This is a genomic window from Streptococcus sp. ELY_137 (genome assembly GCF_058314515.1).
The window spans coordinates 17,236-43,861 of the sequence record NZ_JBZFUL010000007.1 but is presented as its reverse complement, the minus strand read 5'-3'; the positions used below and the strand labels follow the sequence as shown (position 1 = coordinate 43,861).

General features: G+C 40.9%; 22 protein-coding genes. 21 read left to right on the top strand and 1 reads right to left on the bottom strand.

All coding sequences use genetic code 11. The features are described 5' to 3' along the window. The first annotated feature begins 76 nt into the window (after nt 1-76). On the top strand, nt 77-1,231 hold the full coding sequence (locus tag AC4HAO_RS06550; RefSeq protein WP_447451825.1) for a THUMP domain-containing class I SAM-dependent RNA methyltransferase: 1,155 nt from the start codon (nt 77-79) through the stop codon (nt 1,229-1,231). An 11-nt stretch (nt 1,232-1,242) separates the two neighbouring features. Further along, nucleotides 1,243-2,691: a cell division site-positioning protein MapZ family protein gene (locus AC4HAO_RS06545; protein WP_491134941.1), complete on the top strand. Its 1,449-nt coding sequence runs from the start codon at nt 1,243-1,245 to the stop codon at nt 2,689-2,691. A gap of 142 nt (nt 2,692-2,833) precedes the next feature. Here the strand turns inward: AC4HAO_RS06545 and AC4HAO_RS06540 are convergent, their stop codons facing one another. Further along, the gene (locus tag AC4HAO_RS06540) at nt 2,834-3,316 is read right to left on the bottom strand and encodes an S-ribosylhomocysteine lyase (protein ID WP_491094079.1); all 483 of its coding nucleotides are present in this window, start codon (nt 3,314-3,316) and stop codon (nt 2,834-2,836) included. Nucleotides 3,317-3,518: 202 nt separating this feature from the next. On the opposite strand from AC4HAO_RS06540, the gene AC4HAO_RS06535 reads away from it, so the two are divergent. The 19 genes from AC4HAO_RS06535 to mraY all read left to right on the top strand — a co-directional run bounded on the left by AC4HAO_RS06535 (nt 3,519) and on the right by mraY (nt 26,539). Beyond that, on the top strand, nt 3,519-5,126 hold the full coding sequence (locus tag AC4HAO_RS06535) for a ribonuclease Y (protein ID WP_491134940.1): 1,608 nt from the start codon (nt 3,519-3,521) through the stop codon (nt 5,124-5,126). A gap of 147 nt (nt 5,127-5,273) precedes the next feature. Continuing rightward, on the top strand, nt 5,274-5,726 hold the full coding sequence (locus tag AC4HAO_RS06530; protein WP_491094077.1) for a PTS sugar transporter subunit IIA: 453 nt from the start codon (nt 5,274-5,276) through the stop codon (nt 5,724-5,726). Continuing rightward, nucleotides 5,723-6,022, top strand: a complete 300-nt coding sequence (locus tag AC4HAO_RS06525; RefSeq protein WP_165329306.1) for a PTS sugar transporter subunit IIB — start codon at nt 5,723-5,725, stop codon at nt 6,020-6,022. Before AC4HAO_RS06530 ends, AC4HAO_RS06525 begins: the two co-directional genes overlap by 4 nt. Before the next feature lie 28 nt (nt 6,023-6,050). Further along, a complete protein-coding gene (ulaA, locus tag AC4HAO_RS06520) occupies nt 6,051-7,415 on the top strand; it encodes a PTS ascorbate transporter subunit IIC (protein ID WP_491134939.1) in 1,365 nt (454 codons plus the stop codon). A 132-nt stretch (nt 7,416-7,547) separates the two neighbouring features. Beyond that, nucleotides 7,548-9,596 (top strand): BglG family transcription antiterminator, encoded by a 2,049-nt coding sequence (locus tag AC4HAO_RS06515; RefSeq protein ID WP_491134938.1) that lies wholly within the window; start codon nt 7,548-7,550, stop codon nt 9,594-9,596. Between the two features lie 544 nt (nt 9,597-10,140). Then, on the top strand, nt 10,141-12,063 hold the full coding sequence (locus AC4HAO_RS06510) for a BglG family transcription antiterminator (RefSeq protein WP_491134937.1): 1,923 nt from the start codon (nt 10,141-10,143) through the stop codon (nt 12,061-12,063). A gap of 1 nt (nt 12,064) precedes the next feature. After that, entirely contained in the window at nt 12,065-12,529 is a 465-nt protein-coding gene (locus AC4HAO_RS06505; protein ID WP_447451834.1) for a PTS sugar transporter subunit IIA, read from the top strand. 13 nt (nt 12,530-12,542) lie between these two features. After that, on the top strand, nt 12,543-12,857 hold the full coding sequence (locus AC4HAO_RS06500; RefSeq protein ID WP_447451835.1) for a PTS fructose transporter subunit IIB: 315 nt from the start codon (nt 12,543-12,545) through the stop codon (nt 12,855-12,857). 21 nt (nt 12,858-12,878) lie between these two features. Further along, nucleotides 12,879-13,937, top strand: a complete 1,059-nt coding sequence (locus AC4HAO_RS06495; protein WP_447451836.1) for a PTS fructose transporter subunit IIC — start codon at nt 12,879-12,881, stop codon at nt 13,935-13,937. After that, nucleotides 13,930-15,204, top strand: coding sequence for a class II D-tagatose-bisphosphate aldolase non-catalytic subunit (locus AC4HAO_RS06490; RefSeq protein WP_491134936.1), 1,275 nt, complete (start codon nt 13,930-13,932; stop codon nt 15,202-15,204). Before AC4HAO_RS06495 ends, AC4HAO_RS06490 begins: the two co-directional genes overlap by 8 nt. A gap of 12 nt (nt 15,205-15,216) precedes the next feature. Further along, nucleotides 15,217-15,864, top strand: coding sequence for a fructose-6-phosphate aldolase (gene fsa, locus AC4HAO_RS06485; protein WP_491094071.1), 648 nt, complete (start codon nt 15,217-15,219; stop codon nt 15,862-15,864). Next, nucleotides 15,836-16,567, top strand: coding sequence for an HAD family hydrolase (locus AC4HAO_RS06480; RefSeq protein ID WP_491134935.1), 732 nt, complete (start codon nt 15,836-15,838; stop codon nt 16,565-16,567). The genes fsa and AC4HAO_RS06480 overlap by 29 nt, the downstream gene beginning before the upstream one ends. A gap of 107 nt (nt 16,568-16,674) precedes the next feature. Continuing rightward, entirely contained in the window at nt 16,675-18,660 is a 1,986-nt protein-coding gene (gene tkt, locus AC4HAO_RS06475) for a transketolase (protein ID WP_491134934.1), read from the top strand. Between the two features lie 709 nt (nt 18,661-19,369). After that, nucleotides 19,370-20,104, top strand: coding sequence for an ABC transporter ATP-binding protein (locus AC4HAO_RS06470; RefSeq protein WP_491093743.1), 735 nt, complete (start codon nt 19,370-19,372; stop codon nt 20,102-20,104). A 2-nt stretch (nt 20,105-20,106) separates the two neighbouring features. Continuing rightward, the gene (locus AC4HAO_RS06465) at nt 20,107-21,705 is read left to right on the top strand and encodes a hypothetical protein (RefSeq protein ID WP_491134933.1); all 1,599 of its coding nucleotides are present in this window, start codon (nt 20,107-20,109) and stop codon (nt 21,703-21,705) included. A gap of 260 nt (nt 21,706-21,965) precedes the next feature. Continuing rightward, a complete protein-coding gene (rsmH, locus tag AC4HAO_RS06460) occupies nt 21,966-22,916 on the top strand; it encodes a 16S rRNA (cytosine(1402)-N(4))-methyltransferase RsmH (protein WP_491134932.1) in 951 nt (316 codons plus the stop codon). 10 nt (nt 22,917-22,926) lie between these two features. Further along, nucleotides 22,927-23,262 (top strand): cell division protein FtsL, encoded by a 336-nt coding sequence (ftsL, locus tag AC4HAO_RS06455; RefSeq protein ID WP_447451844.1) that lies wholly within the window; start codon nt 22,927-22,929, stop codon nt 23,260-23,262. A gap of 3 nt (nt 23,263-23,265) precedes the next feature. Continuing rightward, the gene (gene pbp2x, locus AC4HAO_RS06450) at nt 23,266-25,524 is read left to right on the top strand and encodes a penicillin-binding protein PBP2X (RefSeq protein WP_491134931.1); all 2,259 of its coding nucleotides are present in this window, start codon (nt 23,266-23,268) and stop codon (nt 25,522-25,524) included. A 1-nt stretch (nt 25,525) separates the two neighbouring features. Beyond that, the gene (gene mraY, locus AC4HAO_RS06445; protein ID WP_491134930.1) at nt 25,526-26,539 is read left to right on the top strand and encodes a phospho-N-acetylmuramoyl-pentapeptide-transferase; all 1,014 of its coding nucleotides are present in this window, start codon (nt 25,526-25,528) and stop codon (nt 26,537-26,539) included. Nucleotides 26,540-26,626 lie beyond the last annotated feature (87 nt).

Below are 26,626 nucleotides of genomic sequence, written 5' to 3'. Positions count from 1 at the left end.
TTTTATTTTATAGTAGGAAGTCCATAAGGAGATAGAGAAGTTGAGCCTTCCTTTTTCTGCATGGAAATGAGTAAGGATGAAACAAAAATTTAATTTACTAGCAACAGCAGCGGCTGGTCTAGAGGCTGTGGTCGGACGTGAAATTAGAGATTTAGGACTTGACTGTCAGGTCGAAAATGGTAGGGTGCGCTTGCAAGGAGATATCCGCACAATCGCGGAAACAAACCTCTGGCTTCGAGCAGCTGACCGTATTAAAATTGTCGTTGGGGAATTCCCGGTACGAACGTTTGAAGAGCTTTTTCAGGGCGTTTTTGCTCTCGATTGGGAAAATTATCTACCTTTAGATGCCGCCTTTCCTGTTACCAAAGCGAAATGCGTACGCTCAAAACTGCATAATGAACCCAGTGTTCAAGCTGTTACTAAAAAGGCTATTGTAAAGAAATTGCAGCAGCATTTTCACCGTCCAGACAGTGTCCCTTTGCAGGAAACTGGAGCAACTTTTGCGATTGAAATAGCGATTCGTAAGGATAAGGCTATGGTCATGATTGATACGACAGGCGAAAGTCTTTTTAAACGTGGTTATAGGACTGATAAAGGCGGGGCTCCTATTAAGGAAAATATGGCGGCAGCGATTATTATGTTGTCCAATTGGTATCCTGATAAACCTTTTGTCGATCCAACCTGCGGCTCTGGGACTTTTTGTATTGAAGCCGCAATGATTGGCATGAATATTGCACCAGGATTTAATCGGGATTTTGCCTTTGAAGCTTGGCCCTGGGTTGATAAAGAGCTGGTTGAGGCTGTCCGTGAGGAAGCTGACAGTAAGGCTAACTACGATATAGAATTGGATATTATGGGGACAGATATTGACTCCCGCATGATTGAAGTTGCTAAAAATAACGCCTTAGAGGCTGGCCTTGCAGATGTTATCAAATTGAAACAAATGCGCCTGCAAGACCTAAAAACAGATAAAATCAATGGTGTCATCATTTCAAATCCGCCTTATGGGGAGCGACTGCTGGATGACAAAGCGGTGGACATCTTGTATAATGAGATGGGTAAAAGCTTTGAATCGCTCAAAACGTGGAGTAAATTTATTTTGACGAGCGATGAAGCATTTGAAAGTAAGTATGGGCGACCTGCTGATAAGAAGCGCAAACTTTACAATGGAACCTTACGGGTTGATTTATATCAGTACTTTGGTCAGCGTGTCAAACGATCAGAAATGTAGAGAGGACTTTTATGGCTAAGGAAAATGAAAACGGGAAGCTGGATTTTGAAGATGCTAAAGATTTAACTGTTCAGGAAGCCTTGCGCAAGCATAAGGAAATTGAAGCGGGTGTTACTGATGATGATGGCGTCCTTGATAAATATATTAAGCAGCACCGCGATCAAGTGGTAGCTGAAAAATATGAGACACAGACGTCTGACTTTGAAAATATTGATACGTCATCTTTGGACAGTTTCATCCAAAAACAAAGGGAAGAATTGGCTAATCAAGGCTTATTAGCTAAGGATGAGGAAACTCCAGAAGCATCTGAAACATCGCAGGAAGGCAGTGAAAGTCAAACTGAAGATGAATTTGTTGATGAAACCCGTGTTTTTGCGCCTGTTAAGAATGATAACTTAAAATCTGATATTGATCTGGCTATTGAGGAAGAGGAGCCGTCCTCACCTGTTGAAAGTGTCGCAGAAGATGAAGAGGCGGTAGATGATCTTGCTCCTTCAAAAAAGCATAGGTCTCTGATTATTGGGAGTTTAGTCGCACTTCTAGTCTTGATTTTGGGGGTTGGTTTTGGTATCAACCACTGGACAAAGCAATCGCGGACGACTGTTTCATCGAAGGCTCCTTCTAAGTCAGCAAAATCTGGGAAGTCTGATTACCAAGCTTTTGAAAAATTGTATAAGGCTTTCTTCATTGATAAAAAGCGAACGCAGCTTAAAAATAGTCAATTTTCTAAGTTGTCTGATCTTAATACTAGTTTGAAAAAGCTGGATGGTACTAGTTATTACAAGACAGCTAAAAGGGATTATAATAGTTTGAACAAACAGATTACAGCTATTCAGACAGTAAATAAACTCTTTGAAAAAGCCGTTATTGTAGATGGTAAGTTAGTTAGCGATGCTAAGGCTAAAAAAGACGCTGACTTTGATAAGTTGACAGATGATACCCTGAAAACAGGTAATGCGACTCTGGATAAGCTGATTCAAGAAGCTATTTCTAAGGGAAAAGCGCAACAAGAAACAGATAAATCGTCATCAAGTAATGAAGCGTCATCGGATGATAACTCTGATAACTCTGATAACGCTGGTGGAGATACCAATGCTGGTTCATCCGCTAATACTGGTGCGATTCCATCTGGGGGGAATATTCGTCAAGCAGGAATTACCAATTATGATCCAGGTACCCTGCAAAGAGATCGAAGCCGTGTTCCTTATGATGCTGCAAAGGTTCAAGATGTTAATAATTCTGCTTGGGTCTTTGGTGATGGCATCTTGGAGAAGGTGGTTTCGACATCGCAGTCACGTGGGTATTTCTCTGGTGATGATTATATTTTGGAGCCAGTTAATATCATTAATGGTAATGGCTACTATAATATGTATAAGTCAGATGGAACTTATCTCTTTTCTATCAATTGTAAGACGGGTTACTTCTTTGGAAATGCTTCCGGACGTCCGACAGATTTTTAAGACATAAAAAATAAGCTGGGCAGGAACTGTTTAAAAATATAAAAATCACACAATCATTCTTAACTTGAAACGAATCAAGATGAGAAAAAATTGTGTGGTTTTTATTATGGACTCGTTCTTGCTCAGCCCGGATTTTTATGATTTAAACAATATGGCGTTCAAAAGCATTGTCTGAGATCCCTTGGGAAAGGATCAGTTTAGCCCACTCCTTAGCCGAATGCAGGCTGTGGTCTTTATAGTTTCCGCAGGACTCAATAGTTGTTCCTGGAACGTCGTTCCAAGTAATGCTGCTAACAATCTCTTCAAGACTGGACTTGACAGCTTTCGCGATTTCTGTCGGATTTTGCTTACCCCAAAAAATCATATGAAATCCTGTTCTGCAGCCAAAAGGCGAACAATCAATAAGGCCATCAACGCGCTGGCGAATGAGTTTAGCTAGCAGGTGTTCAATAGTGTGAAGGCCTGCTGTATCAATAGCATTTTCGTTAGGCTGAACTAGACGGAGGTCGAAGTTGGTAATGATGTCTCCGACAGGGCCTTGTTCTTCAGAAATCAAGCGGACGTAAGGTGCTTTGACTATGGTATGATCCAATTCAAAACTTTCTACTACAACATCTTTTGGCATAGGTAAACCTCCCTTTCAAAAGTTTTACTAGTCTTATCATACCATAAATGTTAGGAATAAATAAAAACAAATGATAACTGTTCTGTAAAATGCAGCGTGTCGGGGATTTGTCATGTAAGAAATATAATTGAGATATTCTTTAAAATATGCTAGACTTAAAGTTAGCCTTTTGGTAAAAAGGGTATTAGATTTGAGGTGAAACATGCTAGATATTATTTTAGTGATTGTTGCTATCCTCATTGGTTTAGGTATCGGTTATGGAGCCATGGTTGCTAAGACAAAAGCTGACCGTGAAGCTGCAGAACTAGCGCTTTTAAATGCTGAACAAGAAGCGGTTACGATTCGGGAAAAGGCTCAAGATGATGCTGTCCATATCAAAAAGACGGCTGAGTTAGATATGAAGGCTGAGCGTAAGGAGATGCTTCTTGAGGCTAAGGAAGACGCCAGAAAATATCGCGAAGAAGTTGATAAAGAATTTAAGTCTGAAAAACAAGAATTGAAGCAGATGGAGACGCGTTTAACCGAACGTGCTTCAAGTCTTGATCGTAAAGATGAGAATTTATCAAGTAAGGAAAAAACACTTGATAGTAAAGAACAAAGTCTTTCTGATAAATCTAAACACATTGATGAGCGAGAAGCAAAGATCGCACAGTTAGAAGAAGAAAAACATGCCGAGTTGCAACGAGTTGCCAACATGACTATTGCTGAGGCGCGTGATGTTATTTTGACAGAGACTGAAAGTGATTTGAGTCAGGACATCGCCAATCGGATTAAGGATGCTGATGACGAGGTCAAGCGAACGGTCGATAAGAGGGCCAAGAACTTGTTGGCTCAGGCCATGCAGCGCTTGGCTGGTGATTACGTTACCGAGCAGACCATTACGACTGTTCATTTACCTGATGACAGTATGAAGGGGCGGATTATTGGACGCGAGGGGCGTAATATCCGTACTTTAGAAAGCTTAACTGGGATTGATATCATCATTGATGACACGCCAGAGGTTGTTGTCCTTTCCGGTTTTGATCCCATCCGCCGTGAGATTGCCCGCATGACTCTGGAAGCCTTGATTCAAGACGGTCGTATTCATCCAGCTCGCATTGAGGAATTGGTTGAAAAGAACCGACAGGAAATTGACAATCGCATTCGTGAGGCTGGTGAAGCAGCTGCTTACGAAATTGGTGCTCCTAATCTTCATCCCGATTTGATTAAGATTATGGGTCGCTTGCAGTATCGGACGTCTTATGGCCAAAACGTTTTGCGTCACTCGGTTGAGGTCGGTAAACTAGCAGGTATTTTAGCTGGTGAGGTTGGCGAAAATGTTGCTTTAGCCCGCAGGGCAGGTTTTCTCCACGATATGGGGAAGGCGCTCGACCGCGATGTTGAAGGCAGCCACGTTGAAATCGGTACAGAATTTGCTCGTAAGTATAAGGAGCACCCTGTAGTCGTTAATACGATTGCTAGCCACCATGGTGATGTAGAGCCAGAGAGCGTCATTGCTGTTCTGGTTGCGGCGGCTGACGCTCTCAGTTCAGCGCGTCCGGGAGCTCGTAATGAATCTATTGAGAATTATATCAAGCGTCTGCGCGATCTGGAAGAGATTGCTTCCGGTTTCGATGGTGTTCAGAATAGTTTTGCTCTGCAGGCGGGTCGTGAGATCCGTATCATGGTACAGCCTCAGAAAATTTCTGATGATCAGGTAACTATTTTGGCTCACAAGGTTCGTAAAAAAATTGAAGATAATCTAGATTACCCAGGGAATATCAAGGTAACAGTTATCCGTGAACTGCGTGCCATTGATTATGCCAAATAAAAGTTATAAAGTCGCTAGGCAACTTAGCGGCTTTTTTGGTGCACTTTTTGTTAGCGGCCGTGACAGAAGTTGTACCTAAAAAACATTGAAACGCTTATATTTCTTGCTTATAATGATGGTAACAAGGAAATAAGGAAGGAGGCCCGTATGATATCGCGATTCTTAACCCGGGATTGTGTACGCTTTTCTGATAAAAAAATATCTTGGGAAGATGCTATAAGGTTGTCTGCCCAGCCGCTGCTTGATCAAGGTAAAATTGACGAAGTTTACATTGAGGCCATGGTCAATAAGGTAAAAGAGTTTGGTCCTTTTATTAATTTGGGGCAGGGAGTGGCTCTCCCACATGCTCGACCGGAGGAAGGTGTCAAGGATTTTGGAATGTCCGTTTTAAAATTGCAAGAGCCGGTGTTTTTATTGAATGATGAACAGCAAAAAGTGGATTTACTTTTTTGTTTAGCGGCTAGTGATAATGACAAGCACTTAGAAGCTTTGTCCTCTTTAACGAAACTTTTGTCCAATAAACAGACCTTGAAGCGGTTAAAAGAGGCCAAAACTAGTCAGGAATTTATTGCTATTATAAAGATGGAGGAAGGATCATGAAAATTTATGCTGTATGCCAAAGTGGTTTAGGAACTAGTTTTATGGTTCAAATGAATATTGAAGCAGCTTTAGAAGCAGCTGGGGTTGATAGGAATGATTTTCAGGTTGATCATGCCGATTCTGGTAGTATCAGTGGAGATATGGCAGATTATTTCTTTGCGGAAAAAACACTGGTACCAGCTTTAAATAATCTACCAGATGAAAAAATAATCCCTCTGGATTCTATTATTGATGCTGACGAAATTAAAGAAAAAGTTTTGCAGCTCTTAGACGATAATGGGATTGCGCACAGTTAATTCTGGAGATTAAAGGAGGGTCTCGGTTATGGAAAGTATCCTGAATTTATTTGTTTCGATTGTTACGCAGCCGGCGATTCTTGTTGCGCTGATTGCTCTGATTGGTTTGATTTTGCAGAAGAAAAAGATTTCTGATGTTGTTTCGGGAACGATTAAAACAGCTGTCGGTTTCCTTGTTCTGACAGGCGGAGCTGGCATTCTTCAATCAGCATTGGAACCTTTCGCGAAAATGTTTCAAGTTGCTCTTCAAGCTCAAGGAGTCGTTCCGAGTAATGAAGCTGTTGTGGCTATTGCCTTAAAAGATTATGGCAGCCAGACTGCCCTGATTATGCTGGTAGGGATGATCGTCAATATATTATTAGCCCGCTTTACAAGATTTAAATATATCTTTTTGACAGGACAAGCAATGATGTATGTTTCCTGTATTACCGCCGTTATTCTGATTAGCTCTGGTATGAAGACCAGTCCTCTGATGATTATTTTAGGCGGCATTTTTGAAGGGACACTTTTAACAATTACACCAGCCCTTTGTCAGCCATTCATGAGAAAGATAACTGGCAATGATAAGGTAGCAATGGGGCACACTGGCAATATTGGCTATGCAGTCTCTGGCTGGATTGGAAAATTTTTTGGTGATGAAACAAAGTCAACAGAGGATTTAAATGTTCCATCATCGTTTGGTTTTTTGAGGGACTCGACTGTTTCTATTATGATTCTAATGAGCTTGGTTTATTTAGTTTTAACCTTCTTTACAGGTCTTGGTTATGTGGAAAATAAATTAAGTGATGGAACCAGTGCTATCGTCTTTGCTCTTGTTCAAGCCGGAACTTTTACAGCTGGCTTTGTCGTTGTTCTCCAAGGTGTTCGGATGGTTTTGGCTGAAATTGTTCCAGCCTTTCAAGGGATCGCTAAAAAGTGGGTTCCTGATTCTAAGCCAGCCTTGGATGTTCCGATCATTTTCTCATATGCTCCCAATGCTGTGCTGATTGGCTTCTTCGTTAGCTTTATCGTGGGTACCCTATCGATGTTTGTCATGATTGCTCTTCACACGACAGTGATTATTCCGGGGGTTGTCGGACACTTCTTCTGTGGAGCAGCAGCGGGCATCTATGGGAATGCTACAGGAGGTCGCCGAGGAGCTGTCTTAGGCTCGGCAGTCAATAGTCTCTTACTCAGCTGGTTGCCCCTAACTATTTTGCCGCTTCTAGGCTCTTTAAAATTGGCGGCTTCAACCTTTGCCGATACGGACTACTTAATTCCAGGATGGATTTTAGGTACGTTGGGTCAAGCCGGTCCTGTGGTTTTAGTAGCTAGCATTGTTGCTTTTGTACTACTTGTTATCATGGCTAGTTTTCTTTTGGGAAGGAAGGTAAGATCTGTCAGCGGTGAATAAATAAGTCAACTATCGTCCTAACCAATTCGGGCGGTAGTTTTTGATTTCGAAATAAGGTATCAGTAGGTTAGAATGATTATATATACTGACTAGTACTAATGATTGATTTGCACCAAAGGTTGGAGGACAAGTATGCTTGATAAGCGGTTAAGAGATCTGGCTAATTTTTTTATCAGGGAGAGACGAAGCAGCCTAGCTGTTTTAGAAAATTATTTAGGCTTGTCGCGTCGGCAAATTACATACGTACTCGATCGCTTAAATGAACTCTTTCGAGAAAATCAAATTTCACCGATTTCTTATCTAGGACGGGAGCTCGAACTCACAGATAGGCAGTTGGATTTTCTGTCACAACTGCTTACTACCTCTCAAACGAAGAATTATATTATGAACACTGAAGAGAGGCAGAAGTTCCTTTATTTGATGCTAGTTGCCGTTGATTTGGACTACATTTCTTTAGCAGATATTGTAGACGACTTACGGGTTAGTAAAACAACTGCTCTGGCTGATTTAAAGAATTTGGAAAAGTATTTAAAGATCAAGGGTGTCACTTTGGCTTATTCCAGAGATAAGGGCTACCATCTCTTGGGTGATGAATTAGTTTTGAGAAACCTACTTTTGGAGTGGTTAACACAAGATATTGAAGAGGATAATAGTATTATCTACGATGTCTACATTTCAATATTTAAGGCGGAGAATGTTGAAACCCTTGTCCAAAAAATCCGTTTATTGAAGCAGTCCTATCGTCTCCAGTTGGTAGAAAGCCGGATGGTTGAGCTGTCCTATTTTATTGTTTTGACTTTGAATCGTTTAAAAGGGAGATTTTATCGAGGGGACGATTTTTCAGAGATTGAGCTCTCAGATTTTGAGGAATACCATTTTGTTCAAGCCTTGCTAAAAAGTCTGAACATAAATAGTAGCAAAGAAAGTTCATTTTTATCCGCCTTAGTTTTGGGAGAATCAGTAGGCGATATTAATTGTGCTTCACCAGATAGGGCAAAAATTTCAAAACTAACAGAGGCAATGGTCACTCATTTTAAGACCTTATCTGGAATTTACTTTACGGAAGGGTACGATATCGTAGGGCAAATTTATAGCCATTTAAGGCCAACTTATTACCGCCTACTGTTTCATCTACCCATCAATAATATATTAGTTGATAAGGTAAAGTCGGAGTACCCTAGTATTTTTTATCTCGTTGAAAAGGCTTTGCAAGAGACAGAAGGTCTAAAAATGTTTGTGGTTCCAGATGAAGAATTAGCCTTTTTGACGATGCACTTTGCCTCCATCTTGACGAAGAACCAGCAAAGGGGTCCTCATCGATCAGTCAGAGCGTTGGTTGTTTGTACGAATGGTGTAGGCAGTTCGGCTATCCTGTTTGAAGAATTAGACCATTTATTTACCGAAATAGATTTGCTGGGGCCGATGACTATGGAGAAAATGATGACAATGGCTGATGATGATTTTGATATTATTTTTTCTACAGCTAGTAACCTTTCGATTTATCAAATGCATAAGCCTGTTTTTATTGTTAATCCTGTTATGACTGCCGATGAAGAGTATCGTCTGGTCAAGCGGGTTTATGAGACTGTAGGAAATTCTTATTTTAAGCTGCCTAATGTAGACGACTTGATGGCGATTATCGAAAAATATACGATTATTCAAAACAACTCATCTTTGCGGCAGGAACTGTCTCAATACCTTTCTCCTCAATCGAGAGATAGCAAGCGTCTTTCCGAAGAATTAGGTTTAAATGATGTGTTAAAAAAGGAGTTTATAGCTGTTCTTGAGAATGTATCCAGTTTGCATGAGGCAGTTGAAATGGTGGCTCAGCCATTAGTGGAAAAAAATGTCATTGAGGTGAGTTACACTAATCAGGTTTTAGAAAATCTGGATCAAAACTTGCAAAATTTTTTAATCGCTCCAGAAGTGTTATTGCCCCATGCCTATCCTAATGGTGTTAATGCTATAGGGGTAGGTTTAGCTGCATTGCCGAAGCCACTTGAGACGACTTTTGGTCAGATTAACCTGATTATTTTTCTTGCCGCTGTAGATAATGAGAGCCATCTGCAGGTCATGAAAGACCTGCTTAAGCTCCTTTCAAATCAAACACTTATCAGTGAGCTGAAGGGATTAAGGTCTCAGGAAGAAATTTATGACTTGCTTCAAAAGACGTTCAAGTAAACATAGCTGGTTTTAGGTTAGCCAATCCAATGTTATTAAGTTAAGTAAATCCTAGATTGTATGCCCCATCTGAGTGTAGGAAATTTTGCAGTTTCAGCACTCAGATGGTTTTTTGTGTGCACTAAACGCCATGTTTGAGCAATTTTAGCAGTAAGGACCCGAGGATATTCATAGAAAGTCTCAGACTAGATTGTTGTTTTTGAATAAAGGCTATATTGGAGACCGACAGGATTTGACTAAGAATTTTCTTAGGTAAGAGGCTTCTACTCATGCTAAGGATGGTGGAACTAGCAGTCTTTATAGATGAACCTCGCGTACGGGTAAGGGGAAGTTTAGAATGGCAATTTACCAGTATTTTGACTAGTTAGGATATCTAAAAAGTGAGTTTTTAGAGCTGCTCTTTATAGTGATTATTAAGGTTATGATTTTGCAGCAACATTACATAGCTAATAGAAACTTGTTGCAAGAAGATGTTATTTTCAAAGGTAATTTTTCTCTATATAATGTAAGCGTAAACAATCGAGAGCTAGAAAGGAGGGATAAGGTGTTAAATAAGCGTCAAGAAGATATTCTCCACTATATTGAAGACGGCAGGGAATACGTAACAATCGAAACAATTGCTAATAATTGTGGCTTATCCAAGCGGACAATCCATTCAGAGTTGCAAGCTGTTTCGAATTATCTTGAACAAGAAGGAAGGCATCTAGAGAAAAAACGCGGTGTCGGAATCACTATAAAAGATAATCTGGAAAAAAGTTTTGACCGAAAAAGTGAGACTATTTCGCCTGATGTTAGTGATGTCTTGGAACGCCGTATGGAAATCATGCGATGTCTGCTTTTTGATAATAAATATCTTACTTATCAATACCTGTCTGATTTATTTTTCGTCAGTAAAACCTCTATTGTCAAAGATTTTGAATTTATTATGTCAGTTTTAGGTGCAGACTCGGCAGTTTCTTTGACCAGCAATCGCCATGGTACCAAGTTACAGGGTACAGAAGCTGATTTTCAAACGGCTATGCTTCAGTTTAATCGCTTTGTCATGTCACATGCTGAAATTTATGCAGACGACATGCTGCATAAAAATATTGATATTTTGTCCATCTACTATGGCGATGATATTGTAAAAACTTGTAAAAATATTTTCTATTCCTATATCAGGAAGTACTCAAACGTTATATCTGATCACTATGTTCAAAATGTTTTGAGTATCTTTATTATCTTAACTTACCGCAGCAGTGAGGATAATCATCACTTGGCAGCGGACAATCCCAACAAAGTATCCGAAAAATTTTTTGAAGACAGTGCAGAGGCTATTTTAGATAAGGTGACACTGAGACTGGGGATTCATTTTACGAGCGAGGATAAGCAATTCTTTTCTAAACATTTAGTTTTAAATCGTTTTGAAGGAGTAACAGGCGGTTCGCAGTTTGCGGAGTTTGCAGATAGATTATTGCAAAGAATGACCGATAGCCTAAAAATCGATTTTTTAAGCGATGAAAAACTAGTCAAACAGTTAAAGGATCACATTCCGGCCATGATGTACCGCCTGCAGTCTAATATGACAGTGGAAAACCCATTTACTTCTCAGATTAAACGAGAATTCTCTTTGATGTTTAATCTTATTTCGATGGTGATTGTTGAGATTGAAAGTGATTATCAGGTTGTTTTTAATGAAAATGAAATTGCTTTTTTGACAACTTACTTCCAATCGGCTATTGAGCGAGCCAAAATCAACAAAAGAATTTTAGTTGTCTGCCAGATGGGGATTGCCACATCGGAATTGCTAGTCAATAGAATCAAGAAGGCTTTACCTTCTATAGATACGATTGAACTATCTTCTGTAGCAGAATTGGAGTATCTTGATATTACTGTCTATGATTTTGTCATCTCCACGGTGCATTTGGACATTCCTGATAAGAATATTATCTTCGTCTCACCCTTTTTAACAAAAAATGATATTGAAAGAATTAAGGGAGCGGGGTATACGCCAAGCCTTCTTCCCTACAGTCAGGCTGTTAGTCAGTTTCATCATCTATTTGGAAAGTTATCAGAAGACAGCATTCTATTGAATACAGCTTTTGAAGACCGAAAGGGCCTTTTTAAAGAGTTTGGTCGTTATCTGGTAGAGAAGGGATACGTAGCTCCAGAATTTATTGGGGATTTATTTCATAGAGAGCAATTAGGTGCTACGGATTTACCTGTTGGTGTCGCTATTCCTCACGGAAACCCTCAACATATTAAACAAACCCAGATTTTCCTGCTGCGAAATAAGAAAAAAATTAGGTGGGATAAGTATCAAGTAGATATTATTTTTATGATTTGCGTGTGTAAAGATGATCTTATACTAACAAGGGGAATCTTGACTGATATTTATAACATTATTGATAATCCCAAATTATTAAAATTAATTCGGCATGAGAATCAGTCATCTAAATTATTGAAACATTTGCAGGGAGGACATTAAAATGAGTGAAATTCAAGCATCTTTAAAAGATGTTGTCAGTAAAAATCTAATCTTTTTAGATGATGATTTTCAAAAACCATATCAGGTTTTAGATTATATTAGTACTCAGGCAAAAAAACATGGTTATATTGATAACCGAGACAGCTTTTTGACAGCTGTTCAAGAGCGAGAAAGAGAAGTCGCAACAGCGATTGGTTATCTTGTTGCAATCCCGCACGGGAAAACCAGTGCAGTCACCTCTCCCTTTATTGCCTTTATGCGTTTAAAGCACATGATCCATTGGGGAGATGAGCCAGTCAGATTAGTTTTCTTGATTGGAGTGCCTGAATCTGAGGCAGGCAAGCTTCATTTAAGATTTATCTCTCAGCTGAGTAAAAGGTTATTGGATGAGGAATTTAGAAATCGGTTGCTTGAGCAAGATACATTGGAAAATGTATATAAGCAATTAACATCTATTGATATTTAAGGAGGTGGTCCATATGAAAGTTGTGGCCGTAACAGCTTGTCCAACAGGTGTCGCTCATACCTATATGGCTCAAGAGGCTATTGAAAAAGAGTGTAGAAAACGTGGTTATGATGTCAAGGTTGAGACGCAAGGCAGTATGGGGATAGAAAACGAACTTGATCAGGATGACGTAGCCAATGCTGATGTTGTTATTTTGGCAGTAGCTATTGGGATTGATGGACTGGAACGTTTTGAAGAAAAGGAGGATAAGGGGAAAGTTCTTAATATTGATCCAAGTGAGGTCATTAAACATCCTGCTGAAGCGCTTGATACCGCAGAAAAACTATAAAAGTACTAGGAGGAGGCTAGTATGAGTAAAGAAAACAAATTGTGGAAGGACTTACAAAAAGCTTTTAATACTGGGGTGTCCTACATGTTACCTGCGGTAGTCGTAGGCGGTATTTTCTTAGCTATTGCTCTTGGGACAGGGAAAACCGGAGATTCTGGGATAGAAGTGTCTAATCAATTTATGAAGAATCTCAATGATCTAGGTAGTGCAGGTTTTGCCATGATGATTCCGATTTTATCAGGCTATATTGCTTATTCTATTGCGGGAAAGCCTGGTCTAGCTCCGGCTATGATCCTAGGTTATGTGGCTAATAATCCTATCGGGTCGGAACAGGTCCAAACGGGATTCTTAGGAGCTATGCTAATGGGGGTAGCTTCGGGTTATTTTGTCAAATGGTGTAAAACGTGGAAGGTACCAAGTACGATAAAAACTATTATGCCCATTTTGATTGTTCCCGTTATTACAACCTTTGTATTGGGGATGATTTATATCTACATTGTTTCAGTGCCTATAGGTATAGCAATGGATTGGCTGGTTGATACTTTAAGTAGTCTTCAGGGGGGCAGTGCCCTTATCCTTGGGCTAATCCTTGGCGCCATGACAGCAGTGGATATGGGCGGACCAATCAATAAGACAGCGACTGCTTTCACCCTCGCTCTTATGGCAGAAGGTGTGTACGCACCCAATGGTGCTCACCGCATAGCAGTGGCCATTCCACCCTTGGCTTTGGCGATCTCAACTATTGTCGATCGTAAAAAATATACAGCTGAGGATAAAGATCTTGGTATTTCTGCCTTGTTCATGGGAGTAATTGGTATCACTGAAGGTGCCATTCCTTTTGCTATTAAAGACATTAAGCGTGTTTTACCTGCTATTATTGCGGGGAGCGCTGTAGGAGGTGCTCTTGGAATGGTCAATGGTGTTGAAGCTTTAGTGCCTCACGGTGGCCTTATCATTTTACCTGTTGTCAATGGGAAGCTTTGGTATGTGCTTGCTATGTTGATTGGAACTTTGGTATCAGTTCTTATCTTACATTTTGTGAAACCCAATTTAGAAGAAACGGAGAAGAAAAATGGATAAATTACCTATTAAAACAGTTGTTCAAGGACTTTTAGACTTACAAGCTACTGGTGATAGTGCCACAATTTTAGGAGTTGGCCCAATGTCAAAAAATTGTGTACAGGCGACTCTTGAACTCTCACAGGAAGATGACTACCCGGTTATGTTTATTGCTAGTCGTAATCAGGTAGATGCAGATGCGCTGGGAGGAGGCTATGTTAATGGCTGGAATCAGTTTACATTTGCTCAAGCAGTGGCCGAAGTAGCTGAGGAAATAAAATATGACAATCTTTATTATCTTTGCCGTGATCATGGTGGACCATGGCAGCGAGATAAAGAGCGTAATGATCATCTTCCCGTTGATGAAGCTATGGAACTTGGTAAAAAATCATATATAGCTGATATTGAAGCAGGTTTTGATCTTCTGATGACTGATCCTACTAAGGATCCATTTGAAATCGGTAAGGTCATCCCACTTGATGTTGTTTTGAAACGAACAGTTGAACTTATTGAATTCTGCGAACAGGAACGAAAGGCTCGCCATTTGCCAGAAATCGGTTATGAGGTTGGTACTGAAGAGACAAATGGAGGTTTGACCTCTACGGAAACATATGAAACTTTTATCATTCAGCTTCGCGAAGAATTGAATAAGCGCCAATTACCGATGCCTACCTTTATAGTTGGTCAAACTGGGACCCTAACACGTAAAACAGAACAGGTTGGTCACTTCAACTTTAAAAATGCTGTTGATCTATCACAGATGGCCAAAAAGTACGGCGTAGGATTGAAGGAACATAACGGAGACTACCTTGACGATGTCACTCTTCTTGAACATATTCCTTCTCATGTGACAGCTACCAATGTTGCGCCACAATACGGGACAGAAGAAACACGCGCTTATTTGAATTTGGCTAAAGTTGAAGCAAAATTAGTTGAGTATGGCCTAGTTAAGGAAGCTTCTAATACCCGTGAAGTTCTTCTTGTTCATGCTATTAAGAGCGAACGTTGGAGAAAATGGATGGTTGGGGATCAAACAAAGTTAACTGTTGACGAAATCTTAAAAGGTGATAAGGAGCTTCAAGAGGAGATTCTTGATATTGCGGGACACTATACCTTTAATGATGATGAAGTTAAGGCTGAGATTGATAAATTATATGCTAATTTATCGGCCCATGATATTGATGGCAAGCGCTATGTTATCGATCATATTAAACGTCCAATACGGGACTATGCAGAATGTTACAATCTAAAAGGTGTAACAAGCCGTATTAGAAATTTGTCAAAATAGTGGGGGAAGATTATGAAGTTTTTCCTAGATACTGCGAATGTTGAACAGATCAAACAGATTGATGAGCTTGGTGTTGTTGATGGTGTCACAACCAATCCAACTATTATTTCGCGAGAAGGTCGTGATTTTGAAGAAGTTATTAAGGAAATTTGTGGTATCGTTTCTGGTCCAGTAAGTGCCGAAGTCACAAGTATAAGAGCTGATGACATGATTTTAGAAGCCAGGACCCTCTCCCAGTGGGCTCCTAATGTGGTTGTTAAAATACCGATGACGGCAGAAGGACTAAAAGCGGCTAAAGTTTTGTCCAAAGAGAAGATCAAAACTAATCTTACTCTGATTTTCACAGTTTCACAAGGATTGATGGCTATGAAAGCGGGGGCAACTTTTATTAGTCCTTTTGTCGGACGTTTAGAAGATACCGGAGCCGACGCCTATCAGTTAATCGCTGATTTACGCTCCATTATTGATCGTTACGATTTTAAAACTGAGATTATTGCGGCTAGTATTAGGAATACCAAGCATGTGGAATCAGTAGCAAAATTGGGGGCTCATATAGCGACTATTCCAGATAATTTGTTTATAAAAATGACGGAGCATCCTTTAACTAAGAGCGGACTTGAAACGTTTTTGAATGATTGGAAATTATTTAAAAGGAAGTAAGACCATGCTCGCTTTGTATTTTGATGTAGATGATACTTTATATGATCAGTCTGTCCCTTTTCAGCGTGCCTTTTGTAAAAATTTTTCCTTTGATATTTCAATTGAAAGCTTGTATAAAGTCAGCCGAAGGTTAAGTGATACTGTTTTTGAACTATCAGAAAACGGGCAAATATCAATGCAAGAGATGCATATTTATCGTATCAAAGAGGCTCTAAAGAAATTTGGCTATCGTATTTCAGATGAAGAGGCGCTTAGATTTCAAAAAGATTATGAAAATTATCAAAAAAAGATTACGCTCTCTCCTCAAATCAAAGCTATGCTGGCTCAGTTAGCTGAAAGTGGTGTCACACTTGGGGTTATTACAAATGGTCCTAAAGGGCATCAGCAACAAAAGATTAAACAATTGGGCCTACAAGAATGGTTTTTATCGGAGCATATTATTATTTCGTCAGACGTGGGTGTTGCAAAACCTGATCAGGCTATTTTTGCTTTAGCTTATCATGCCATTTCTTTGCCCCTATCTCAATGTTATTATATTGGGGATTCTTTTGAAAATGATGTTAAAGGAGCCAAGGGGGCTGGCTGGAAATCGATCTGGTTTAACAGAAGGGACAATTCTTTTTCTGAAGGTGACCTAAGACCTGATAAGATTGTTTCAAGTGAGGAAGAATTGGCTAAAACAATCCTAGGATTGGTGCTATAGCAGCCTTTTGAAGTTTTTTACAACCGTTTTCAGAATATTTGATTTATTTATGATACAATAACGATATAGATTCTTATTCTTTTTTATATAGAAAGGTCGTTCCAGTCATGTCGTTTGATAATATTGATCAATTGGCGGTCAATACCGTCCGTTCACTGTCGATTGAAGCTATCCAAGCTGCTAATTCAGGTCACCCTGGTCTGCCAATGGGTGCTGCACCAATGGCTTATGTTTTGTGGAATCGCGTGATGAATGTTAATCCTAAGACCAGCCGTTCATGGAGCAATCGCGACCGCTTTGTTTTATCTGCTGGTCACGGTAGCGCCCTACTCTACAGTCTCTTGCACTTATCCGGTTATGATGTCAGCATGGATGATCTGAAAAATTTCCGACAATGGGGTTCTAAGACGCCAGGTCACCCAGAAGTGGGACATACCGATGGTGTTGAAGCGACCACCGGTCCGCTCGGTCAGGGGATTGCTAACGCTGTTGGTATGGCTATGGCAGAAGCCCATCTAGCTGCTAAATTTAATAAGCCTGATTTTGATATTGTTGATCATTACACCTATGCTCTTAATGGTGATGGCTGCCTGATGGAAGGGGTTAGTCAGGAAGCAGCAAGTTTGGCAGGTCACCTCAAACTAGGTAAGCTGATCTTGCTCTACGATTCCAATGATATTTCTCTCGATGGCCCAACTTCAATGACTTTTACGGATGATATTAAGGGCAAATTTGAAGCTTATGGCTGGCAGCATATTTTAGTAGAAGATGGCAATGATCTTGAAGCTATCGCGACTGCTATTGAAGCTGCTAAGGCTGAAAAGGATAAGCCATCAATCATTGAAGTCAAAACAGTTATCGGGTTCGGTGCTGAAAAACAAGGAACGTCAGCTGTACATGGGGCACCGCTAGGACAAGAAGGTATTGACTATGCTAAGAAAGCATGGGGCTATGATTATCCTGCCTTTACTGTACCTGATGAGGTTAAACGTCGCTTTGAAGTTGGAATCCAATTCCGCGGTGAAGCGGCTGAAAATGCTTGGGCTACCAAGTTCAGTGAATATGAAAAAGCTTATCCAGAACTGGCAGCTGAGTATAAGGCAGCTTTTGCCGGTCAGCCAGAGTCCGTTGAGCTGGAAGCTCATGAGCTTGGTACAGCAGTGGCTAGCCGGGTTTCTAGTCAGTCCGCAATTCAGCAAATCTCAGCGCAGCTTCCTAATTTCTGGGGTGGTTCGGCTGATTTATCGGCTTCTAACAATACCATGGTTAAGGTTGAAACTGATTTTCAGGTAGATAACTATGCTGGTCGGAACATCTGGTTTGGTGTACGGGAATTTGCCATGGCGGCAGCTATGAATGGGATTGCTCTGCATGGCGGTACGCGTGTTTATGGCGGCACTTTCTTTGTCTTCTCAAACTATCTCCTGCCTGCTGTTCGGATGGCGGCCCTACAAAACCTGCCGACTGTCTATGTGATGACGCATGATTCAGTTGCCGTTGGTGAAGATGGCCCTACCCATGAGCCAGTTGAACAATTGGCTAGTGTCCGCTCCATGCCAAATCTCAATGTGATCCGGCCAGCTGATGGTAACGAGACCAACGCTGCTTGGCAGCGAGCTTTGGCTGAAACTGACCGTCCAACCATGTTGGTTCTGACCCGTCAAGGCTTGCCTGTCTTAGAGGGTACCAAAGAAAAGGCAGCAGACGGTATCAACAAGGGGGCTTATGTTCTGTCAGAAGCCAAGGGTGATTTGGATGGTATCATCATTGCGACAGGTTCTGAAGTGAAGTTGGCTTTGGATACACAGGCAGCTCTAGAAGCTGAAGGCAAACACGTGCGTGTGGTTTCCATGCCGGTACAAAATATTTTTGATGAACAAGATGCCATCTACAAAGAAAGTGTTCTCCCAGCGGCTGTAACCAAACGTTTGGCGATTGAAGCTGGTGCGAGCTTGGGCTGGGGTAAATATGTCGGCCTAGCAGGCAAGACCTTGACCATTGATACTTGGGGAGCTTCGGCACCAGGTGGCAAAATCTTTGAGGAGTATGGTTTTACAGTTGATAATGCCAAAAAACTCTACGATTCCTTGTAAAATAAGCTTTTTATCCTAACATATGGTAAAAAACTAATATTTGAAAGAGAGTGGGACTTAATCAGTAAATCGTGGTAAAATCACGATTTTGATTTTCCTCACTCTCTTATTTTAAGGCTCAGGCCTCTGCCACTTTCTTGATTTTAGGTGGCAGGCTTTGGCAGTCTATCCCCAGACTGCCAAAGTCCACTGGAGCAGGAGCATTTTGACCCTTGTTTTACAAGCTTTATTTCTCAGTTAAACAGGTCTACTAGACCTGTTTAACCTACCTCCGAACAGCTCCAAAGGTCTGGGAGACCTTTGGAGGTTGGAGATAAGATGAACCGCGTTCATCACATAAGGTCTGGGAGACCTTTGGAGGTTGGAAATAAGATGACCTAACGTTCATAGAATTGGCTATCCAACCAACCACTGCGCCTAGCAAATAAAATTGACCAAATAAATAAGGCTGAGAACTTTTGTCTCAACCTCTTTTTTGGTTGACAAAAATCTGTAACGAATTATAATAGATATTGTAATATTTCTATAGTACAATATTTGAAGTGTAAAATTAACTTGGTCAAATTCTTAAAAGTCTGAGGGAAAAACTATGACTATGTGACTGGCTTTAATGAGACTATAGGGGTGATTGATCTGCAGTAGACACTGTTTTATCTGCAAATGGATTGCCCTTGTATTGTTATAGATTTAGCATCAAAAGGAGACTGTTATGATTGAATTCCAGCATGTATCAAAAGTATATGGTGATAAAGAAGCATTGGGTGACTTGAACTTGACCATCAATAATGGCGAAATTTTTGGTCTAATCGGCCATAATGGAGCGGGAAAAACAACGACAATCAGTATTTTAACCTCTATTATTGAAGCAAGCTATGGTGATGTCCTAGTAGATGGGCAGCTTTTGTCGGCAAACCGTGATGCTATCAAGCGTAAGATTGCCTATGTTCCAGATTCACCGGATATCTTTCTCAACCTCTCGGCCAAGGAATACTGGCATTTTTTAGGTAAAGTCTATGGATTGGAGTATGCTCAGGTAGAAGAGAGAATTGCTGAATTAGCGCAGTTATTTGACTTGACTGAGCAGCAAAATGATATTATTGATAGCTTTTCACACGGTATGCGTCAGAAGGTCATTGTTATAGGGGCTCTGGTTGTTCGTCCGGAGATTTGGATTTTAGATGAGCCTCTGACAGGTCTCGATCCGCAGGCATCTTTTGATCTTAAAGAGATGATGAAAAAGCATGCGACTGATGGGAAGACAGTCCTCTTTTCAACCCATGTCTTGCAGGTAGCTGAACAGCTGTGCGATCGTATCGGCATTCTTAAGCAGGGTAAGCTTATCTTTGTTGGAACCTTGGATGAGCTCAAAGCTAACCATCCCGATAAGAATTTGGAGACGATTTATTTAGAGATGGCTGGCCGTCATACAGAAGAGGAGGAATAGGGATGTCTTGGTCAACAATATGGGAACTGATAAAAATCAATATTCTTTATTCTAATCCGCAATCTATGACCCAGATTAAAAAGAAGCGGGAGAAAAATCCAAATAAAACTTACTCTTCTTACAAAACGGTAATTCGCCAGCAGTTGCTTTTGATAGTAGTTTTTACTTTTATTTTTCTTCTCAATTTTGCGACGGTCAATTTCAAGGATTATCCGGGCCTTTTTAGCCAATATGTAGCTTCCTTTTTTGTCATGGCTGTTTTCTATGGCTTTTCAGCTATGTATTCCATCTTTTATGACAGCAAGGATTTGGTGCTCTATGCGCCGTTGCCTATCAGACAATCCGAGATTTATGTTGCCAAGGTTATCTCGTCATTGGGCATGGGAGGTATGTTTTTGGTGCCTATGCTGGCCTTGTTTGGCATTGCCTATTGGGAAATAATAGGTCCCTTGGGGATTATTTTAGCCTTATGTAATTTTTTACTTTTATTTGCTAGCTGTATCACTCTTTCTCTTGTTATCAATCATTTGATAGGACGTTTAGCTGTTCGAAGTGCTCGCCGCAAACTCTTTTCGAGCCTACTAATGGTTATTACAACGGTTGGTTGGCTGGCCATCTGGATTTTTCTAAACTTTAGCTCAACTCATTACGAGGTAGGCTCTAGTCGATCGGACAGTTCCTTGTGGCCATATTTTCGGGGATTTTATGATATTGCTGTCCGGCCATTCAGTTTGGAGAGCTTTTTAAATTTTTATCTGCCAATCGTGTTGGTCTTGCTTTTGCTCTTAGGTCTTGTCAAGGTAATGGTTCCGCGCTTTTATCAGGAAACTCTCTATAGCGGTGCTATTCAGGCTTCCAGTCGCAAGAAAAAAGCTTATCAGGATCGTAGTCTGACCAAACTGCTTGTGAGGCATCATTTAGCTACCTTGCAAAATGGTCCTTTAATTATCCAGACTTATCTTTTGCCCCTGCTCTATCCTCTTATGCTACTAGTTCCGATGATGATTAGTGGCAAGGGGCCTCTGCGTCATATCCCTCTGACTTTTTTTGGTGTTGTTTGGCTGGCTGGAATGATTATGGGCTTGATGTCAGTTAATCCCACAAGTTTTATAGGAGTTGCTCTGTCTTTGGAAAAGGAAGATTATTTTATGTTTAGGGCTCTGCCTTTAAATTTCAAGGCTTTTGCTAGGCAAAAGTATTTGGTTCTGGCAGCCGTGCAAGTCTGCCTGCCAGCTTTCGTCCTCCTTGTTGTTAGTTTGTTAGCTGGTCTTTCTCTAGGGCTATTGCTCAGTTTTCTTGCGGCTTACCTCCTGACAGCTTTTGTTGCGGGACAAATTTTTTACAGCAGGGATTACAGGTTACTGGTCTTGAACTGGCAAGACATCACCCAGCTTTTTCAGCGTGGAGGCGGACAGATTTTGGTCGCTACCTTGATTTTTGGTGCTATACTGCTAGGTATTCCTTTGGTAATTATAGCTTATATCCTAGCACAGTACACCAATCCAGCCATCGTTAGTCTGATATTGGTTATTATTGGTTTAGGCCTGCTGGGAATTGCACAGTTGATTATGAATCGTAGATTTTGGAAAAACTTAACTTAGTTTATTAAAAAATAAAGAGAAGCCTTGGTTCAGGGCTTCTTTTTGGCTTTTTCTATCACTTGTCGAGACTACCAATCTTTTTCAAAAAATATTTTCTAAGGTAACTATTAATTTAGAGGAAGGCTTTGATTTTCTTGGTGTATGAGAGGGGGTGGCGTGCTCGATATGTGAGATTTGTGGATGAATGGACTGAAGCCACTATGTCAGACAACAAAAGATTATTGGGGCACATCTGTGTAATTTATGGTAAAATAAAAGTTATGACAAATGAATTTCATCATGTGACGGTACTCCTTCATGAAGCCGTAGATATGTTAGATATTAAACCTGACGGGATTTATGTCGATGCAACCTTGGGTGGCGCTGGACACAGTTCTTACTTGCTGTCAAAGTTAAGCTCCAAGGGACATCTCTACTGTTTTGATCAGGACCAAAAGGCAATTAATCATGCTAAAACCAGTCTGAAAGAGTACACTGAGAAGGGCATGGTGACTTTCATCAAAGATAATTTCCGTCATTTAAAAACTCGCTTAAATCAGCAAGGGGTGGAAGAAATTGACGGAATTTTATATGACCTAGGGGTTTCCAGTCCTCAACTTGACGAGCGTGAGCGTGGCTTTTCCTATAAGAAGGCAGCGCCTCTGGACATGCGGATGAATCAGGAAGCCAGTCTCACAGCTTATGATGTGGTTAATACCTATGATTATCGAGAGCTGGTGCGAATCTTTTTTCGATATGGTGAAGATAAATTCTCTAAACAAGTTGCCCGTAAGATTGAACAAGCGCGTGCAATCAAGCCCATAGAGACCACGACTGAGCTGGCTGAGGTGATTAGATCAGCCAAACCAGCTAAGGAACTGAAAAAAAAGGGACATCCGGCCAAGCAAATTTTTCAGGCCATTCGCATTGAGGTCAATGATGAGCTGGGGGCGGCTGAAGAGTCACTTCAAGCGGCACTAGAACTCTTGAGTGTTGGTGGAAGAATTTCAGTGATTACTTTCCATTCTTTAGAAGATCGTCTGACTAAGCAGCTTTTTAAAGAGGCGGCGACGGTAGACGTCCCTAAGGGACTGCCCTTTATTCCGGATGACTTGCAGCCCACTGTCGAGTTGGTTAATCGCAAGCCTATTTTACCGTCAAAGGCAGAGATGACTGATAATAATCGTGCGCATTCGGCTAAGCTACGAGTTGCTCAAAAAATTCGAAAGTAGAGAGATAAATATGGCTAATAACAATCAGGAAGAAAGGGCTGTCAAAGAGGCTTTTCAGCGGCGTTTTCGTAAATTTTCCCGTCTAGAGGTTGCTTTTTACGGCTCTATCATTTTGACAGCTGTTTTGATGGCAGTGGGGATTATTTATTTGCAAAGCCGCAATCTCCAAGTCAAACAGCAGATCACTGAAATCAACAGTCAGATTAGTGATGCTGAAACTGATTTAAATAATGCCAAACAGGAAGTTAATGAATTGACCCGTTCAGAGCGGATTTCAGAGATTGCACAAAAGGCAGGTCTGACTATTGATAATTCTAATCTTGGGAATGTTGGGAGTAACGAATAGGACATGAAAAATCTGATCAATCGATTTCTGTCTTTTGTAACCAGGGATCGCCGTGGCCCTAGGGCTAATCGTGAGCGTGTCGGTCAAAATTTGATGATTACGACAGTTTTCATCTTTTTTGTCTTTATTATTAATTTTGCCATTATTATTGGAACGGATCGAAAGTTTGGTGTCGACCTGTCCAAAAAGGCTAGGGATGTCTACCAGATGACAGTGACGAAGGCAGCTAAACGCGGGACTATCTATGACCGTAATGGCAATGTCATTGCCGAAAATTCGACGACCTATACGGTCTATGCTATTATTGATAAGAAATATGTCTCGGCTTCTGATGAAAAGCTTTATGTCCAAGATGATAAATTTGATGCTTTGGCTGACATATTGAATCAGCAGATTGGCATTGATAAAGACTATGTTGAAAAGCAACTGAATCAGAAAGATCTTACTCAGGTCTATTTTGGTTCCAAGGGAAGTAATCTTTCCTACAGTACTATGAAAGCTATCCAAGATGAGGCTAAAAAAGCAGGTATTAAAGGAATTGATTTTGATTCTAGTGCCAGTCGCCTTTACCCGAATGGAACTTTCGCTTCGGAGTTCATTGGAATTGCACAGAGCCATAATGGTAATAAGGGTGACGCGACCTTGGTAGGAACCACTGGTCTGGAAGCTTCGATGAATGATATTTTGTCAGGGACAGATGGCAAGGTTACCTATGAAAAGGACGAGAATGGTAATATCTTGTTTGGAACTGGTAAAAATGTCAAAAAGACAGTCGATGGGCGTGATGTTTATACAACGCTGGACGCTACCTTGCAAAACTATCTAGAAACCCAGATGAATACCTTTATGGATGAGGTTGGACATGCGACTGATGCCGGTGCGACCTTGGTCAATGCTGAGACTGGTGAGATTTTAGCGACTACTCAGCGCCCCACTTATAATGCAGATACTCTACAGGGAATGAGTAAAGATGAGGGGTATAATTGGCTTAACTTGCTCTATGGTACTAACTATGAGCCAGGCTCGACGATGAAGGTTATGCTATTGGCTTCGGCGCTCAATGAAGGAGCTTTCAATCCTAATCAAACCTACTATAATGGTGATGGAATTACTATCGCTGATACAACTATTAATGACTGGGCTGTCAATAATGGAACATCAGCTGGTCAGACCATGACCTTAGCACAAGGCTTTTCTTACTCCTCTAACGTTGGTATGACAATTTTGGAGCAGCAATTAGGAAATTCAACCTGGGGAAGTTATCTTTCTAAGTTCCGTTTTGGTCTACCGACACGGTTTGGAATGGCTGATGAGGAGTCAGGTTCTGTTTCATTGAATAATGAGGTGACAGCAGCTATGTCGGCCTTTGGTCAAGGGGTTTCGGTAACTGAAACCCAGATGCTACGGGCTTTTTCGGCAGTGGCTAATGATGGGGTCATGTTAGAGCCGCGTTTTATCAGTCAAATTTATAATTCGGATAACAATACTAGTCGAGTTGGTTCAACTGAAGTTGTTGGGAATCCTGTATCCGCTGAGGCTGCTAGTCAAACACGTGATTATATGGTTAATGTTGGAACGGATCCAGACTATGGTACGCTTTATTCAGCTACAACTGGCGGACCGGTGATTAAGGTCGGTGATTATCCTGTAGCTGTGAAATCAGGTACCGCTCAATATGCTGCTGAAAACGGTGGTTATGAACAAGGGGAATTTAGTTATATTTACTCCGTTGTAGCCATGGTGCCATCGGATAATCCTAAATTTATCATGTATGTTACCCTGAAAAAGCCAGAAAGATTTAGCGCAGTTTACTGGGCAGATGTGGTGAATCCAGTATTAGAACAGGCCATGCTTATGCAGGACGAATTAGCTTCTCCATCAATGACTTCTCAAGCCCCTAAAGAAACGGGTTATAAAATGCCCAATTTCAACGGCAAAAATGCTGGTGATGCAGCAGTGACCCTGAGGCAGAACCTTGTCCATGTTGTGTCATTAGGAACGGGCAGCAAGGTCAAGAAGACCTCGGCAAGTACTGGCGCCAGCCTTGATGCCGGCAGTCAGGTGCTTATTTTGACTGATAAGATTAAGGAACTGCCCGATATGTATGGTTGGACTAAAGAAAATGTAAAAACCTTTGCCGACTGGATGGGGATCAAGGTGTCCTTTAAAGGCTCAGATTCGGGCACAGTGACTCAGCAGAACATTGATACTGGAACTAAGCTAAAAAAAGTTAAAAAATTAACCATTACACTAGGAGACTAATATGTTAACCATTTTATTAGCAGGCCTTATCGCTTTTGTCTTGACAGTGATTGCCATGCCCTTCTTTATTAAATTTTATCAAGCCAAGAAGATTGCCGGTCAGCAGATGCATGAGGATGTTAAGCAGCATTTAGCTAAGGCTGGAACCCCGACTATGGGTGGAACGGTTTTTATCGTGACAGCGACACTGGTCACCCTGTGTTTTTCAAGTATCAGTCCCTTTAAGGAAGCTCCCTTTGGGGCGACAGCTGGTATTCTATCAGTAGTTGTTATTTATGGTATTATCGGTTTTTTAGACGATTTTTTGAAGATCTTTAAAAAAATTAATGAGGGACTAACTCCTTGGCAAAAGATGGCCTTGCAAATTATTGCTGGTTTGATTTTCTATTTCGTTCATGTCCGTCCGAGCGGTACGAATGCTATCAATATTTTTGGCTATCACCTCCATGTTGGTATCCTCTACTTAGCTTTTGTTCTCTTTTGGGTTGTTGGCTTCTCTAATGCAGTCAACCTCACTGACGGTATTGATGGTTTAGCTTCCGTATCGGTTGCTATCAGTTTAGCAGCGTATGGTGTAATTGCTTATGTCCAAAGACAGCCAGATATTCTTCTCCTAATTGTGGTTATGATTGGAGCCTTAATTGGTTTCTTCGTTTTCAATCATAAGCCGGCCAAGGTCTTTATGGGAGATGTAGGCAGTTTGGCCCTCGGCGCTATGCTGGCATCTATTTCTATCGCTTTGCGTCAAGAGTGGACCCTGTTGTTGATCGGTTTTGTTTATGTATTTGAAACCGCCTCTGTGATGTTGCAAGTAGCTTATTTCAAATACACTAAGAAGAAATACGGTGAAGGCCGCCGAATTTTTCGTATGACTCCGTTCCATCATCATCTAGAGCTTGGCGGTCTTTCTGGCAAGTCAGGTCAGTGGAGTGAATGGAAGGTTGATGCCTTCTTATGGAGTGTTGGTGCCTGCTTCAGTCTAGCAGCCCTTTTGATCTGGCTGGTGATTAAATGATATCAGAGATTTGTTATATAACTGCAGTTTATTACTGGAGTGAGTTGCTGAGCTAAAATCAAATTTTTGTTTTAGATAGTATGAAAT

Excerpts from the sequence above, each read along its gene's own strand:
- AC4HAO_RS06550 (WP_447451825.1), top strand. The coding sequence starts at position 77 with ATGAAACAAAAATTTAATTTACTAGCAACAGCAGCGGCTGGTCTAGAG.
- AC4HAO_RS06545 (WP_491134941.1), top strand. The coding sequence starts at position 1,243 with ATGGCTAAGGAAAATGAAAACGGGAAGCTGGATTTTGAAGATGCTAAA.
- AC4HAO_RS06540 (WP_491094079.1), bottom strand. The coding sequence starts at position 3,316 with ATGCCAAAAGATGTTGTAGTAGAAAGTTTTGAATTGGATCATACCATA.
- AC4HAO_RS06535 (WP_491134940.1), top strand. The coding sequence starts at position 3,519 with ATGCTAGATATTATTTTAGTGATTGTTGCTATCCTCATTGGTTTAGGT.
- AC4HAO_RS06530 (WP_491094077.1), top strand. The coding sequence starts at position 5,274 with ATGATATCGCGATTCTTAACCCGGGATTGTGTACGCTTTTCTGATAAA.
- AC4HAO_RS06525 (WP_165329306.1), top strand. The coding sequence starts at position 5,723 with ATGAAAATTTATGCTGTATGCCAAAGTGGTTTAGGAACTAGTTTTATG.
- ulaA (WP_491134939.1), top strand. The coding sequence starts at position 6,051 with ATGGAAAGTATCCTGAATTTATTTGTTTCGATTGTTACGCAGCCGGCG.
- AC4HAO_RS06515 (WP_491134938.1), top strand. The coding sequence starts at position 7,548 with ATGCTTGATAAGCGGTTAAGAGATCTGGCTAATTTTTTTATCAGGGAG.
- AC4HAO_RS06505 (WP_447451834.1), top strand. The coding sequence starts at position 12,065 with ATGAGTGAAATTCAAGCATCTTTAAAAGATGTTGTCAGTAAAAATCTA.
- AC4HAO_RS06500 (WP_447451835.1), top strand. The coding sequence starts at position 12,543 with ATGAAAGTTGTGGCCGTAACAGCTTGTCCAACAGGTGTCGCTCATACC.
- AC4HAO_RS06495 (WP_447451836.1), top strand. The coding sequence starts at position 12,879 with ATGAGTAAAGAAAACAAATTGTGGAAGGACTTACAAAAAGCTTTTAAT.
- AC4HAO_RS06490 (WP_491134936.1), top strand. The coding sequence starts at position 13,930 with ATGGATAAATTACCTATTAAAACAGTTGTTCAAGGACTTTTAGACTTA.
- fsa (WP_491094071.1), top strand. The coding sequence starts at position 15,217 with ATGAAGTTTTTCCTAGATACTGCGAATGTTGAACAGATCAAACAGATT.
- AC4HAO_RS06480 (WP_491134935.1), top strand. The coding sequence starts at position 15,836 with ATGATTGGAAATTATTTAAAAGGAAGTAAGACCATGCTCGCTTTGTAT.
- tkt (WP_491134934.1), top strand. The coding sequence starts at position 16,675 with ATGTCGTTTGATAATATTGATCAATTGGCGGTCAATACCGTCCGTTCA.
- AC4HAO_RS06470 (WP_491093743.1), top strand. The coding sequence starts at position 19,370 with ATGATTGAATTCCAGCATGTATCAAAAGTATATGGTGATAAAGAAGCA.
- AC4HAO_RS06465 (WP_491134933.1), top strand. The coding sequence starts at position 20,107 with ATGTCTTGGTCAACAATATGGGAACTGATAAAAATCAATATTCTTTAT.
- rsmH (WP_491134932.1), top strand. The coding sequence starts at position 21,966 with ATGACAAATGAATTTCATCATGTGACGGTACTCCTTCATGAAGCCGTA.
- ftsL (WP_447451844.1), top strand. The coding sequence starts at position 22,927 with ATGGCTAATAACAATCAGGAAGAAAGGGCTGTCAAAGAGGCTTTTCAG.
- pbp2x (WP_491134931.1), top strand. The coding sequence starts at position 23,266 with ATGAAAAATCTGATCAATCGATTTCTGTCTTTTGTAACCAGGGATCGC.
- mraY (WP_491134930.1), top strand. The coding sequence starts at position 25,526 with ATGTTAACCATTTTATTAGCAGGCCTTATCGCTTTTGTCTTGACAGTG.